We start from the raw sequence: 14,951 nt of genomic DNA, 5'->3' as shown, positions 1-14,951 counted from the left end.
CATTTATTCACTTTTTATTAGAGATAGCGGAATATAGCACAGGTTTTGTGCCTTCTATCCAATAAGAAAATAAAATATCGAGTTCTCCGCTACGTTTTTTCATTTCAATCCAGTTGCGCATAAAGAGTTCGAATGCTTGATCGTTCTTATTTATTGGGAATGCCATATCAAGCTGAGGTCGTATAGGTTTTGGCATAATGACGGTGTAGTCTGGGTAAAGTAGAGTCCACGCAGAGGCCGCGGCCGCTCCGAATATCATACCGTCAATTTCTTTATATTTTTCCTTGAAGAATAACCTTGGTGTTGATAGCTCCCATGCTTTTGCTTGAGTAAAATAGTTATTAATGCTTTTGCTATAGAAAAACGTTTCAGGAATGCCAATAAGCATTTCCTTATTCTCGATAATATCTTTCCAGTGAGTAAATTCTGCCCGTCTTTTGTCTTTAACTATGAGTGCAATCGATTGTTGGCTATACGGGATAGTTAAAGTAAACCGCTTCATGTTATCCGGTATAATTGGGACGCCTGAAGTCATGTCTAGATAACCTGATGCCAATAATGGCTCTGCTTCATTATGAAATATTTTAACGTATTCAATTTCAACATCTAGATCCGTTGCAAGTAAATTAATTATTTCAATATCAAAACCAACTAGCTTGGCTTCGTTGTTGTGAAAAGCATAAGGTAAATCGTCTCTAAAGTAGCCAACACGAATAAACCCGCGTCGTTTAATTCGAGTTAGGACATCAACAAAGGGTTGTTCAAATCGACTGTCCTGCTCTGCTTTATCAATAACGGTGCTATTGACGCGGGGGTAGATGAAGTCACGCTCTATAAATTTGGTGTAGCCTTCATATTGCAATGAGAGTTTTTCAAAACTAAGTTGCATTATCATTAATGAAAAAATAGCAATCACAGGCACAACAATTACGTTTCTGACAACATATTTTAGTTTTATTGTCACTTTGCCTGACATAGTCGCAATGGTGAGCAACGTAAAGCACACAGCAAAGCTGACCGAAAATACTGCGCCCATTCTGCCAACGATTAGATTTTCAGCGACAATAAATAATTCCATCATCGAGTTGGACACATTGAATAGCTCCAACAAATTCGGCGTAGCTATCGACGTTGTCGCAAACAACTGAGGGAAGCCAAAAACCAATAGGTCGATATATTCTTTATAAGATATATGGGCGCCAGAAAACCAAGCGGCAAACAGCACAAAAACAATAGGAATGAGCTTGCCACCAATTGGCAAACTAAAACAGATTGGCACAAATATGTTTGGCGCCTTTAGCAAGTTCTTTTCGGCAATGTTGATATTGGCTAATTCACGCTTTATGTTTTCAACAACGATAGGAATAACGGCAAAGAAACTGCCGGTAGCTAATGCCGTCAACATAGCCGTTTGCAGCACTTTAATGACTTGCCGGTAAGTAAATGGCGTGACACTGGCCACTATTGCTGGAAATACAATGACGGCTAAAAGAACGACATTAAACAGTACGGTAAACACATAAACGGTCAAACCATCAATTTGACTTGCGTCGATGGTCGCGGCTGCTTTGTAGCAGATACAGAATATGCCAATTGGAGCGACATAGGTCATTACCATCGAAGTAATATTGGCGACAGAGGCTTGTAAACTACTCAGCACTGATAGCGTTGTACGCTTTTGTTTGACCTGCATTATGCCTAACCCAATTAATATACTAAAGACCACGATACTTGGGATCAGGCCATTGGCAAAAGCATTAAACGGATTTGATGGGATTAGTGTATTTAGTATGCTTATCTCGGGTGTTGCTTTAACGGTATTTGCGCTGTAAAAAGCGGCATTCTCCCAGCTGGGGAACGCAATAGGGCTTAAAAAAATGAACACTAAGCTCATGCTGGTTAATATGCCAAATATCGACAAACTGGTTTTTACGATACTGCCCGCTTGGTTAGGGGTAAGTGAGCCAAACCCTACCATTAATGACAACGCAATATAGGGTAAGGCAGTCATTTGTAATAGCATCACAAAACCTTGCGCTATAGCCTCTATAATGGGATAAAGTTCAAAGTAACTGCCAAAGAGTAGGCCAATTACCATGGTGGCAAAAATTTGAATCGTTAATGGGATTTTGATTTTAAACATAGCTTTGATGTAATTAATCTACTGCATTTATATAGTTATCATAATTCATTTAATGAAAGTACGTTGGTTTTTCTAGGCTTTTAATTATCTAATGAGCTTAAGTCAGATCAAATTAGTGAGCCATTTTTTTAGAAACTTATTGGTCTGGGAAATATTTATGGTTCAGATAGTCTATATTCAGTAGATATCCTATAAGTCGGTTATTTTTAAATGGCAAAAAATTGACTGTCCCAAGGAATATGAAACGCAAGTGGATGGCCGTGTTATTAACGAGCATGCTCTTGGAAACAATAAAAATTAACTAAAAAATTATAGAAACATTAGCTGCACCTGAGTATGTCCTTGTCACTAACAATGCGTAAATTGAAATTCATTTTTTTATTAATTGGAATGTTTTTGGTTGTACCGCTTAAAGCGGAAATCACTGAAGATGCTCCAATGGTAAAAGCGTTATTAAGCACTTTAGCTGAGGCTGAGGGTTACATAAGAGTAAAGCCTACATTGGCCTCTTCATTGCTTAAAGGCCAACAAGCACAGATTAAATCACTAACCAACAAAGAGCAATTGCGCTGGCATCAAGCCTTAATTCGTGTTTCTGTCGCTTTAAATGATACTGCCCAATTAGAAAAGAGTGCGATAGCGATGTTTTCCAACAGCGCGTTAAAAAATGAGCAGGACAAACTAATATCTTTGTATAGTGGCTTAGGCATAACCATGAGACGATTTGGTCACTTTAGTGAGTCAATATCTCTATTTGATTGTGCACTTAATCAACCTATTACAGATCATAGACAGCAAGTAAGTTTAATGCTGAGTAAAGGCATCAGTTTACGTCATATTTATAAACTTGGTGATGCTAAAGACATATACCTACAAGCGTTAGCCATAGCCGAGCAGCAACGAGAAGATGACTTTATTAGCGCTATTCATAACGCGCTAGGTATTATGGCACTTTATGAGAATGATTATAGTTATGCCAAACAGCAGTTATTGCTTGCTATGCAGGTTTCACAGCGAAATGCTAGGCGTTCAGGTCACATTATTAGTGGTTTGAATCTACTGCTTATTGCGATACTAGAAAATGATTTAATGCTATACCATCGTCTCCACTCGCCGATCAGTAAGTTGACGTTAGCAACTCAAAATTTGGATAGGCATCACTATTTGTTTTGGATTGAAAAAGCTTATCAAGTGAATAGCAACAAGGCACTGTCCTTGTCTGAAGAACAAGAATTGCTGCATAGATTAGGCAAGATTAAAGACTTCACGTTGCACAACTTACTGGTACAAAAGTTAGCAAAAATGCTTGATATAAAAACTTTACCTAGAGAAAGAGAGCACAGTGAATATCAAGGTAAATTATTAAAATATTTTCAGCAATGTCTTTGGTGACCACCAATATATTGATATAGGACGTGGTTTGTTTAATTGGGCGTTATTGAGCTTTGATGAGAGTAACTCATTGTTTGATATATTCAATGACATAAAAAAGATGCAGTAAATGCATCTTTTTCTGGACAAATAATTTTGCAATAGCCTATTTTTGTTTGGCTTGAGTTTGTTGTGCTAATAGACGTTCTTTTTTAGCTTCCTTTCTTTGCATCAATGTTTTAGCTGCGTCAGTGCCAACGTGTGCTTCACCGCGCTGCTTTGCTAATTCCATTTGACGCTCACGTTCAGCATAACGTGAACGTTGCTCTGGTGTGGTTTTATCAAAGCAATGATGACAGCTAATACCTTTCGCATATTCATTGCGAGCTTTATCTTCTTCAAGAATTGGCATTCTACAGGCGTGGCATTGATCGTATTGACCGGCTTGCAAACTATGGTCAACAGTAACGCGGTCATCAAAAACAAAACACTCACCTTTCCATAGCGTTTCTTCTGCCGGTACTTCCTCTAAATACTTTAAGATCCCACCTTCAAGATGATACACATCTTCAAAACCTTGTTCTTTCATGTAGGCTGTCGATTTTTCACAGCGGATACCGCCAGTACAGAACATGGCAACCTTTTTATGCTTTGCTGGATCCATGTTTTCTTTTACATAGTCAGGAAACTCTCTGAAGGTTTTTGTGTTCGGATCGACAGCATGTTCAAATGTACCAATTTCAATTTCATAGTCATTACGCGTATCAACAACAAACACTTCAGGATCTGAAATTAATGCATTCCAATCATGTGGTTTTACGTAGGTACCAACAACATGGCGAGGGTCTATACCTTCAACCCCCATAGTAACGATTTCTTTTTTGAGTTTTACTTTACAACGTTTAAATGGCTTTTCTCTAGTAAATGACTCTTTGTAGGAAATGTCAGTGAGTCTTTCATCGAGCTTAAACCATTTGAGCAAGTTGTCTATTGCCGATCTACTGCCTGCTACTGTGCCGTTTATACCTTCAACAGCGAGCAGTAACGTACCGCAAATTTGATTTTCTTCCATAACGGAAAGTAGGGGTTGTCGAATTTCTTCAAAGTTTTCAAGCGCGACAAATTTATACATTGCGCATACAACGTAGTCAGACATTTAATTTCCTTCAGCTTACTGGAGCGTAATTCCAGTGCGTTAACAATAAATCGTATAAATAAAGTACAACAGATGCTTTATTTGAGGCGCATTATATTGATCTAAATCAATAATGTAAAATTAGTATAATAAATCAAATTAGTTCAAGGGTTCTCTAATTGATTGCATTGTCGAAGAGTATTATTTTCTGTTCACTTATTGCAGAACATAACAAAAGGGAATTCCGCCTATTATCGTGACGGCTAACTAAAGAAGGTAGCTAACTTAAATTGCTTGTTAATCAAGATGTTCGACTATGTTTAGAGACGCTTTTAGCTGCTTAAGTTCATCCGAATGTCGATTTATCACAGTCGTAATTTCTGCGAGTAATTTACTTTCTCTTAACGTTGATAAGTAAAACCCTGTAGGGGTGAACGGCAACTGTTTTGCCAATACTAATGCTTCAATCTGGTGTTTTTGCATTAAATGCTGTGCCACATTTAGTTCAATATCTGCGCCATCCACTCGACCTGCAGCGAGCATTCTTAATGCTGCTGCTGCATTCACAGTTTCTGTGAACGTTATGCCGTATTGCTTTTGATATGGAAACCAAGCCACAGGGGTAAATCCGCGAGGAAAAGCTAGGTTACTAAAGTTTTTAATGTGAAGATATTCATTGGATTTTGTGACAATAGTCCCCCCTAAAGCAATAATAATAGGTGAACTGAACGTTCTACGTGTTGACTGGTTAGACTCTAATGAATGCCAATTGGGATTGTCAGGATAGATAAAATCTATGGTATTACTTTTTTCATATTGCAGTTTAAGTCTTTTGACCGGCAATGCTACAATATTAAACTCGCATCCTGTTTTTTCTGATAACCAGCTAACGAATTTACCAAAAAAATTAGGCTGTCCCGCTTCCATAAAATTATAATGAGGGCTGTAATCTACAGCTTCAACGCCAATCGTATATGGGCGTTGGCAAATTATTGCCTCTGCTTGACTGTTAAAGCTAATTAGGGGAAATAATATAGCGAAAACAACTGTTACGCTTAGTATATAGTTTTTCAGTTTTTAGGTCCTTGTATTTGCTGACCATGCCATAAAAATAGAGCACTCGACATTAAAAAGCCCGCGATTTTGCGGGCTTATTCAGTATCAATTATGGTTATTTAACACGCATGCCTGGTTGTGCGCCTTCCTCTGGGTTAAGAATCCATAGATCTTTGCCGCCAGGGCCAGCTGCTAGTACCATGCCTTCAGATAGTCCAAAACGCATTTTTCTTGGCGCCAAGTTGGCAACCATGACCGTCATCTTACCAACGAGATCTTCCGGTTGATAAGCTGATTTAATGCCGGCGAATACTTGGCGGGTTTCGCCACCTAAATCTAGTTCTAATCGTAACAGTTTATTGGCTTTTTCCACGTGCTCTGCAACGACAATTCTTGCTATACGTAAGTCAATTTTAGCAAAATCATCAAACTGAATTTCTGGTGAAATAGGGTCGTCAGCTAATGGTCCCGAAATAACAGGTGTTGCAGGTGCCAACGATTCTTTTGATGCTTCTGTCATCTCGTTAATTTTATCCATTTCGATTCGTTGTAATAATGCTTTAAATTTATTTACTTTATGATCTCTTAATAGCGTTTTGTGTCCTTCCCAAACCAATTCATCATTCAGGAAGCCTTCGGTTTTCTCTGCAAGTGCAGGTAACACAGGCTTTAGGTAGGTCATCAGTACGCGGAAAAGGTTGATACCTAATGAGCAAATGTCATGAACGTCTTGTTGCTTGGTATCATCTTTTACCAGTTGCCATGGTTCTTTCACGGCAATGTACTCGTTGACTTTGTCTGCTAGCGCCATGATTTCACGCATCGCTTTACCAAACTCTCTATTTTCATACAATGCAGCAAGGTTATCACCGGCATTCATTACTTCATCTGCAAGGGCCTGATCATCTACATTACTTGATAACATGCCGTCAAAACGTTTGGTAATAAAGCTAGCGCAACGTGAAGCGATGTTGACTACCTTGCCTACTAAGTCTGAATTAACGCGTTGTGCAAAATCTTCTAGATTTAAATCTAAGTCGTCAATGCGGTTCGTTAACTTCGCGGCATAGTAATAGCGCAGATACTCAGGGTTTAAATGATCTAAATAGGTACGCCCTTTAATAAAAGTGCCTTTTGATTTAGACATCTTAGCACCATTAACTGTCACGAAACCGTGAGCATAAACAGAAGTAGGCTTACGGTATCCCGCACCTTCTAACATCGCTGGCCAGAATAAGCTGTGGAAATAGATGATGTCTTTACCAATGAAGTGATATAGCTCTGCATCAGAGTCTTCATTCCAGTAGCTGTCAAAATCAATGCCTTTTTTATCACATAGGTTTTTAAAGCTGCCCATGTATCCGATTGGTGCATCTAACCAAACGTAAAAATATTTACCGGGTGCATTAGGGATTTCAAAGCCAAAGTAGGGCGCATCACGGCTGATGTCCCATTGCTGTAATCCAGATTCAAACCACTCATTGAGTTTATTTGCCATTTCTTCTTGCAAAGAGCCGCCAGTTGTCCAATCTTTTAACATTTGTTCAAAGGCTGGTAGGTCGAAAAAGTAGTGCTCTGAGTCGCGTAGTACAGGCGTAGCGCCAGAAACTACTGAACGAGGGTTAATGACTTCTGTTGGTGAGTATGTAGCACCACAGTTATCACAACTGTCGCCGTTTTCATCTTCGCTTTTGCATTTTGGACACGTCCCTTTAACGAAACGATCTGGTAAGAACATGCCTTTTTCAGGATCATAAAGTTGTGAAATAGTGCGGGTTTTAATGTGACCTTTATCGTTTAGGCGATTGTAAATCTCACTCGCGAATTCACGATTTTCGTCACTGTGTGTTGAATGATAATTATCAAAGCTAATTAAGAAGTCATTAAAGTCAGCCATATGTTCTTCACGAACACCATCAATCATTTGCTCTGGCGAAATACCAAGCTCTTGAGCTTTAAGCATGATCGGCGTTCCGTGTGCGTCGTCAGCACAAACAAAGTGTGTTTCATGACCGCGCATACGCTGGAAGCGTACCCATATATCGGTTTGAATGTGTTCAAGCATATGACCTAAATGAATAGAACCATTGGCATATGGTAGGGCACAGGTGACTAATATTTTACGTTTTTTCTGACTGTTATCTTGTGACATTTCTTGTGACATCTAAGCGTTGAAACTTTATGGTGGAAATCGATGGCGCAATAGTACAGAATTTACCATCTTTTTTCATTAATATTTCGATTCGTTTTGTAATTTTTCCTACTAAAAACGAATGTTTAAGGACGTGACTTTGTTTAGTAAGCTTTTTTCCGGAAAAAGTGATGAAATCGGTGACGATCGTTATCAAGAAATTATCGAACAAACGTTGGCAAATTATCGCTCTGAATCATTCCCTGAAGGTATTTTACCTGTCTGTAGAAATTTGACCGTTAGTTCGAACAAAAAACAGTCTACAGTGGCGATAACGGTACCATTTCCTTGTGTCGGTGAATTACAATTAATTGCCGACAATTTGAGCACATCGTTAGCGGTTCAGGTTAACTTTAAAGTGTCGTTAGATGTTAAGCCGGTGAGGGCGCATCGTATTAAACCAGTGGCCAATATTATCGCCATAGCGTCAGGTAAAGGCGGGGTAGGTAAGTCAACGACAACTGTGAACTTGGCGTACGCTTTGATGTCCGAAGGCGCGAAAGTGGGGATTTTGGATGCTGATATTTATGGGCCATCTATTCCTACGATGTTGGGCGTACAAGATGATAAACCTAGCTCAGCCGACGGCAAACTTATGCAACCTATTATGAAAGATGATATTGCATCAATGTCTATAGGGTATTTAGTTGACGACAGTGAAGCAATGGTCTGGCGAGGGCCAATGGCTAGTGGTGCTTTCGGGCAGCTTTTGAACGAAACTGCATGGCCGGAATTAGATTATCTCTTAATCGATATGCCACCAGGAACAGGTGACATTCAATTGACGTTAGCACAGAAAGTACCCGTTGCTGGCGCTGTCGTTATCACCACTCCTCAGGACATTGCCTTGGCTGATGCTCAAAAAGGCATTGTCATGTTTGACAAAGTAAAAGTGCCCGTTTTGGGTATTGTCGAAAACATGAGCTATCACCTATGTGAAAACTGTGGTCATCAATCTCATTTATTCGGCCGAGAAGGCGGGAAAGATATTGCCGAGTTAAATCACGTTGATTTATTAGGCCAGCTTCCTCTTGATATTGCTATTCGTGAAGATGGTGACTTAGGAGAGAGTAGTATTTTTAAGGCGCAAGGTAGTGACTTATCAAATCAGTACCGTAAAATAGCGCGCAACATTGCCAGTAAAGTCTTTAATGAGCTTGATATGCGCAGTCAATCGACTCCTGACGTAGTGATAGAGTCTAAATAAGATACAAGAAGAAACCATATGAGATTATGTGATAAAGACATAGAACAATGTATTAAAGATGAAAAAATAGTCATAGTACCTACACCTGATGAAAGCATGATTTCAGGTGTAAGTGTTGATATTCGACTAGGTAATGAGTTTCGTGTTTTTAAAGACCATACAGCGCCTTACATTGATTTAAGTGGACCCAAAGAGCAGGTTCAACAAGCAATGAACAATGTCATGAGCGAAGAAATTGTTATTCCAGATGGCGAAGCATTCTTTTTACATCCTGGGGAATTGGCACTGGCTGTGACTTACGAATCGGTTACGTTGCCTGCTGATATTGTTGGTTGGTTAGACGGCCGTTCATCACTAGCTAGATTAGGGCTGATGGTGCACGTGACTGCACATAGAATCGATCCCGGTTGGTCAGGGCAAATTGTATTAGAGTTCTTTAATAGTGGTAAATTGCCATTAGCTTTACGTCCGAAAATGAAAATTGCGGCGTTAAATTTTGAAACCATGTCTGATGCCGCATTACGCCCTTACAACAAGCGAGATGATGCAAAATACAAAGGACAAATGGGCGCGGTGGCCAGTAGAATTAGTCAAGATGACAGATCTGAATAATCGCTCCTTAGGTATAGTTTAAAAATGAATGTTTGATAATAGTCAGTATGTTAACGCGTACTGGCTATTTTTAACCGAGGGTCTTTTTCAATTTCATTTATGCATCGAGACAGTGCTTCTATAAGTTTTGCTTTATCGTGATGGTGCGGCATTTCTTCATCACGCATATCGTGGTGAATCACTTTAACTTTCTCTGATTGCACATTTTTGTCGTGACTGATAACACCATCAACTGGCAAGAAACCGATATTTTCTTCAATCCAGGTTAACTTTTCATCCAAAGAAAGCGCAGCCGCAGGACTTTGCTCTGGTACAATGTTCTCAATAAACACACAGCGTGCATTAGAGCGCCTGATAGCATTAGCGATATCTCTTACTAATAATGGAGGTATAACGCTAGTGAGAAAGCTTCCAGGACCTAAAATGATAAGCTCGGCATTATCAATAGCATCGATACATTGGCTAATGGACTTAACTAAAGGTGCAAGCATCAAATTTTTCGGCATGATTGGCATTTCATCTACTGAGAGCTCTCCAACTCGACATCTGCCTTCTGGATAGAATGCCATTAAATCAGTAGGAGATTCAGACATCGGTAATACGGGCGTTTTCACTTTCAATATGGTACGAACCATCTTAATCGAGTCTAACGGGCGGGATTGAATTTGACCGAGGCCATACAATATTAAATTACCTAGATTATGGCCACCGAGTTCGTCCTGACCATCAAAGCGAAAGTTAAACAGTTTACTGCCGACAGTATTATCGTCGACTAATTGAGTTAAACAATTACGCAAATCTCCCCATGCAATGGAGCTGCTTCTTTTACGTAACCGTCCTGTTGACCCACCATTATCTGTGGTCGCGACAATGCCTGTAAGTTGATCTTGCATAAATGACAGGGTCGATAATACTTTTCCTAAACCGTGACCGCCGCCGATAGCAACTATGTTGAGCTTTTTTAACTGCATGAATGTTATTGTTTGTTAAATCTATAATAACCTTAACTATAAAGGCAGTAAAAATAAAGGTCTGTAGGTTTTTGTTATTGTGACTTCTTGATATGTAGATAGCGGAAGCGTTTTTATACGCTCAAGAAATAAGGCTTTTTTATCAACTTAAGCCTTTGAATAATTAAAAAATATACAAGATGAACAATAACTAATCATTTAAGCGAGAACTTTGAAAAAAATGCACTATTATCTAAATTAAGTGTTGACACAAAACAGGTGTCTGCTTAGAATGCGCCTCGCTTTCAACGAGTACTAGGTCACTCTGTTGAAGGCATTTTTAACGAGTACTAGGTCACTCTGTTAAAAAAATCGGGGCTATAGCTCAGCTGGGAGAGCGCTTCGCTGGCAGCGAAGAGGTCTGCGGTTCGATCCCGCATAGCTCCACCAACATTATTGAGTTATTTGTTTCGGCAATAACATGAAAATGTTAGATAGCGTCCCTATCGTCTAGAGGCCTAGGACACCGCCCTTTCACGGCGGTAACAGGGGTTCGAATCCCCTTAGGGATGCCAAATTTTTAAATAAAGGGTGTTTTACACCTAATGTTTAATAAATGTAGGCCGTCTCATTTGAGACAACGTTTATTAAATATGTCTGTGTCCCTATCGTCTAGAGGCCTAGGACACCGCCCTTTCACGGCGGTAACAGGGGTTCGAATCCCCTTAGGGATGCCACTTTATTTAAAAATGTTTTGAAATGAATTTGGTGTTTTTATACACCTGTAATGATCAATGTTAGGCCACTTCTTTTATGAGTTGTGTGTTGATTATTATAACAGTGTCCCTATCGTCTAGAGGCCTAGGACACCGCCCTTTCACGGCGGTAACAGGGGTTCGAATCCCCTTAGGGATGCCACTTTCATTTCAATGATAATTTAATGGTTTTGGTGTTTTTAAACACCTATAATGATCAGCGTTAGGCCACTTCTTTTATAAGTTGTGTGTTGATTATTGTAACAGTGTCCCTATCGTCTAGAGGCCTAGGACACCGCCCTTTCACGGCGGTAACAGGGGTTCGAATCCCCTTAGGGATGCCACTTCCATTAAGCAAAAATTCGTTACGTATCTTGTGTCCCTATCGTCTAGAGGCCTAGGACACCGCCCTTTCACGGCGGTAACAGGGGTTCGAATCCCCTTAGGGATGCCAACGAAACAAACGAAACCGACGTTAGTCGGTTTTTTTGTGCCTAAAATTTAGTGAACAGATAGGTATAGTATAAATGCAGCTATAGAGCGCTGGAAATCCGTGAGTGGCACTTATTATAGATTTTTTACAATAAGTGCCATACAGCTTATCAAGCCGTTTGTTCAGCGGTAAATTGATGTGTATCGATCATTGCCATACTTTCTTCCGCAAAACCAACACCTGCTTCGGTGTAGAAGTTAAATACTTTATCTATACCGATTGCTTCAAGTTCTATCCGTTCATCATCAAATCGAGCAATAGCGGCAATTTGACCAGTAAAATTAACTCGTTTTAGTTGTTGAGTGATGTTAATTGCATCTTGTACTTTAGGGACCGCGATCAATATTAATTGTATCTCAACTAAATTAATATTCTCCCAGAAGTCTCTGTCTTCACCGTCACCATGGAATACTTGTGCTCCTTGGCTTTTTAACCAATCGATTTTACTGCGCTCAGCATCAAGCCCCCACACTTGGCTCCCGACTTGTTTGCTTAAAGCGGAATAGGCCCCCATACCCACGCGGCCCATACCTACAACAACAATCGGGGCATTACATGGCTGGACAAAGGTATCTTCTGCTAAACGTTTCTTTCGCTCAAAGCGAGTAAAGATCAATTTTTTACTGATGAACAACTGCTCAGAGTAACGGTAAATAATATTGGTTAAGATAAATGAAAGCGATACAGAGAGTGCTAAGATGACTAACCATTCTTTACTAAGCCATTGGTATTCAACGCTTAGTGATGCCACGATAAGGCCAAATTCACTAAAGTTACTTAGCGCTAACGAAGAAAGAAAGGCCGTTCTTGCCTTAATTTTTAATGCTGAAAGCAGTAAATAAAATAGAGCAAACTTAAATGGCAGCAATAAACAAAGCATGGCAGCTATAGACAGCATTTCCCAAGTTGGTAAAGCGGTAAAACCAATTAGTAAGAAAAACCCAATTAAGAATAAATCTTTAAAATTCATTAATGCCTTATTGATTTCACTTGCTTTGGCGTGAGACGCCAAGTACATGCCAGCTAGCAATGCACCTAGATCTCCTTTTATTTTTAACAGCTCAAAAAGTTCATAGCTTCCCATCGCGATAAAAAATCCAGTTAATGGAATTAATTCACCATGGCCTACTTGGTTAATTATTTTTTTTATCAACGGCTTAAGCGGAATAAATACCAATAGACTCAACGCCCAAGGTGAGGGGATTTTACCTGTCGCTGCAACGAGAAATATGACAGCAATAACATCTTGCATCACCAATATACCAATGGACAGCTTGCCGTGACGCGAGCGCATCTCACCTTGTTCTTCAAGCAACTTAACGATACAAACGGTACTGCTAAAACTAAGAGCAAAGGCAATAAGTAGAGTCGTTTCTATAGATAGGTTTGTTAGTTGTGTAACACCGATTACTGCAACTAGCTTAATTAACGCCACTAAAGTGACAATCCAAATTAAAGTATGTCCTAAGGCGCCAGCCCACACTTCATTTTTAAGCAGATCTTTTATGTTGAGCTTTAGTCCTATAGTGAAAAGCATCAAGGTAATGCCTAGATCAGCTAGTGTTTGCAGGCTGTCATCAGCATCATACCCGATGAAGTGCAAGATAAAGCCGGCAAGCAAATAGCCGATAGAAGGGGGAAGATTAATTAATTTCGCGCTCAATCCACATAGAAAGGCGAATAATATCCAAATGAATTCCATGATATATATTTAGTCCCTAACAATACGACTGAATTGTTGGTTCATTATTTTGACTATTTTTTCCTGTGCTTTTATGTTGGGATGAATGCCATCGTTTTGCATTAAGTGAGGTTCAACGGCAATTTGCTCCATAAAAAATGGCAGTAATTCGACTTCGGTTTCCGAAGCGACCTCAGCAAAAACATTGATGAACATCTTGTTATATCTAGGGCCGTAATTGGGTGGAATTCTTACGTCCATAAGGAAAACTTTTATTTTACTTGCCTTTGCAAGCTTGATTATTTGTAACAAATTATTCTTGATGACATGAGTAGGAAATCCTCTCAGGCCGTCGTTTCCGCCCAATTCAATGACCAAGTAGTCAAATTCTTCAGAGGCCAAAATGCTAGGGAAACGAGCTAAACCGCCTGCTGTGGTCTCACCGCTTATACTTGCATTAATAATGCTATAATCGGCTTGTTCGTTTTTGAGTTGCTGATTGAGTAGGTAAACCCAGCCCTCGTTTTGTTTCATTCCATAGCTTGCACTGAGGCTATCGCCTAGTAATAAAATAGAGCTAGACGCAAGTGCACTTTTACTCAATAGTAGTAGTGTAAAGCTTAAAACAATTAATAAAGCATTTTTAATCATGAAGTTAGAATCCAAAACAATTTTAAATGTAGCTGATGTTAATAAGTCAGTTGCAACCGAGAGTCATATTTTAGACTTGTTGAAAAACATAAATCTAGCAGTAAATGCAGGTGAGACACTGGCGATTGTTGGTGCATCAGGATCAGGGAAGACAACACTGCTGTCAATCTTGGCTGGGCTAGACTTACCATCAAGCGGTCAAGTATACCTGCAAGAGCATCCTTTGCATCAATTAAATGAGGAACAACGAAGTGCTGTGCGCTCTAAACATGTCGGTTTTATTTTTCAGCAGTTTTTGTTAATCAATAGCTTAACCGCGCTAGAGAATGTCATGTTACCGGCGGAGCTCTCGGGTATGACAACACCGAAAGAAAAAGCAATTGAGCTTTTAGGGCAAGTTGAATTAGCGGAGCGTGTGGATCATTTTCCTTCGCAGTTATCGGGCGGGGAGCAACAACGCGTAGCAATCGCACGTGCATTTATTACCAAACCCGATATTCTTTTTGCTGACGAGCCAACCGGTAATCTAGACAGTAAAACAGGACAACATATTACTGAGTTGCTATTTGAGTTAAATAAACAAAACGGTACCACACTGATTTTGGTGACTCATGATGAGAAATTGGCCGCACGTTGTCAGCGAAAAGTGATCATGGAAAGTGGTGAGCTGGTCGAGCCTGATACATCCATGGCGCATGTGGGGTAG

The 14,951-nt window shown here is 39.7% G+C and carries 11 protein-coding genes and 6 tRNA genes; 10 read left to right on the top strand and 7 right to left on the bottom strand.

Annotated features, from left to right (window positions below):
• Nucleotides 1–7: 7 nt before the first annotated feature.
• Nucleotides 8–2,143 carry a cation:dicarboxylate symporter family transporter gene (locus tag QUE03_RS11305; protein WP_286261483.1) on the bottom strand — a complete coding sequence of 712 codons (2,136 nt, stop codon included), beginning with the start codon at nt 2,141–2,143 and terminating at the stop codon, nt 8–10.
• A 390-nt stretch (nt 2,144–2,533) separates the two neighbouring features.
• Between QUE03_RS11305 and QUE03_RS11300 the strand changes: the two genes are divergently transcribed.
• Nucleotides 2,534–3,535: a tetratricopeptide repeat protein gene (locus QUE03_RS11300; RefSeq protein ID WP_286261482.1), complete on the top strand. Its 1,002-nt coding sequence runs from the start codon at nt 2,534–2,536 to the stop codon at nt 3,533–3,535.
• A 145-nt stretch (nt 3,536–3,680) separates the two neighbouring features.
• On the opposite strand, the gene trhO is transcribed toward QUE03_RS11300, so the two are convergent.
• The 3 genes from trhO to metG form a co-directional block, all read right to left on the bottom strand.
• On the bottom strand, nt 3,681–4,670 hold the full coding sequence (trhO, locus tag QUE03_RS11295) for an oxygen-dependent tRNA uridine(34) hydroxylase TrhO (RefSeq protein WP_286261481.1): 990 nt from the start codon (nt 4,668–4,670) through the stop codon (nt 3,681–3,683).
• A 276-nt stretch (nt 4,671–4,946) separates the two neighbouring features.
• Nucleotides 4,947–5,576, bottom strand: coding sequence for a type 2 periplasmic-binding domain-containing protein (locus QUE03_RS11290; protein ID WP_286261480.1), 630 nt, complete (start codon nt 5,574–5,576; stop codon nt 4,947–4,949).
• A 244-nt stretch (nt 5,577–5,820) separates the two neighbouring features.
• Entirely contained in the window at nt 5,821–7,869 is a 2,049-nt protein-coding gene (metG, locus tag QUE03_RS11285; protein WP_286261478.1) for a methionine--tRNA ligase, read from the bottom strand.
• Between the two features lie 121 nt (nt 7,870–7,990).
• On the opposite strand from metG, the gene apbC reads away from it, so the two are divergent.
• Together apbC and dcd are read left to right on the top strand one after the other, a co-directional pair.
• A complete protein-coding gene (apbC, locus tag QUE03_RS11280) occupies nt 7,991–9,103 on the top strand; it encodes an iron-sulfur cluster carrier protein ApbC (protein WP_434019775.1) in 1,113 nt (370 codons plus the stop codon).
• An 18-nt stretch (nt 9,104–9,121) separates the two neighbouring features.
• A complete protein-coding gene (gene dcd / locus QUE03_RS11275) occupies nt 9,122–9,715 on the top strand; it encodes a dCTP deaminase (protein ID WP_286261473.1) in 594 nt (197 codons plus the stop codon).
• Between the two features lie 50 nt (nt 9,716–9,765).
• Here the strand turns inward: dcd and QUE03_RS11270 are convergent, their stop codons facing one another.
• Entirely contained in the window at nt 9,766–10,686 is a 921-nt protein-coding gene (locus tag QUE03_RS11270) for a gluconeogenesis factor YvcK family protein (RefSeq protein WP_286261472.1), read from the bottom strand.
• Between the two features lie 353 nt (nt 10,687–11,039).
• Here QUE03_RS11270 and QUE03_RS11265 point away from each other — a divergent pair.
• From QUE03_RS11265 to QUE03_RS11240, 6 genes are all read left to right on the top strand, one after another.
• A tRNA-Ala gene (locus QUE03_RS11265) sits at nt 11,040–11,115 on the top strand.
• A 49-nt stretch (nt 11,116–11,164) separates the two neighbouring features.
• Nucleotides 11,165–11,240 (top strand) — tRNA-Glu (locus tag QUE03_RS11260).
• Nucleotides 11,241–11,326: 86 nt separating this feature from the next.
• Nucleotides 11,327–11,402: transfer RNA gene (locus tag QUE03_RS11255), tRNA-Glu, on the top strand.
• Between the two features lie 105 nt (nt 11,403–11,507).
• Nucleotides 11,508–11,583, top strand: a tRNA-Glu gene (locus QUE03_RS11250).
• Nucleotides 11,584–11,688: 105 nt separating this feature from the next.
• A tRNA-Glu gene (locus QUE03_RS11245) sits at nt 11,689–11,764 on the top strand.
• 34 nt (nt 11,765–11,798) lie between these two features.
• A tRNA-Glu gene (locus QUE03_RS11240) sits at nt 11,799–11,874 on the top strand.
• A gap of 148 nt (nt 11,875–12,022) precedes the next feature.
• Here the strand turns inward: QUE03_RS11240 and QUE03_RS11235 are convergent.
• Nucleotides 12,023–13,615 carry a cation:proton antiporter family protein gene (locus QUE03_RS11235; RefSeq protein WP_286261471.1) on the bottom strand — a complete coding sequence of 531 codons (1,593 nt, stop codon included), beginning with the start codon at nt 13,613–13,615 and terminating at the stop codon, nt 12,023–12,025.
• Nucleotides 13,616–13,624: 9 nt separating this feature from the next.
• Nucleotides 13,625–14,245 (bottom strand): arylesterase, encoded by a 621-nt coding sequence (locus tag QUE03_RS11230; protein ID WP_286261470.1) that lies wholly within the window; start codon nt 14,243–14,245, stop codon nt 13,625–13,627.
• Here QUE03_RS11230 and QUE03_RS11225 point away from each other — a divergent pair.
• Complete coding sequence (locus QUE03_RS11225; RefSeq protein WP_286261468.1) at nt 14,244–14,951, top strand: ABC transporter ATP-binding protein; 708 nt, start codon at nt 14,244–14,246, stop codon at nt 14,949–14,951. The genes QUE03_RS11230 and QUE03_RS11225 overlap by 2 nt on opposite strands.

This window comes from Thalassotalea atypica, from assembly GCF_030295975.1.
In the GTDB taxonomy this organism is placed as follows: Bacteria; Pseudomonadota; Gammaproteobacteria; order Enterobacterales; family Alteromonadaceae; genus Thalassotalea_F; species Thalassotalea_F atypica.
Note: the sequence above shows the minus strand (reverse complement) of the source record. Positions and strands in the feature narration are given on the sequence as shown.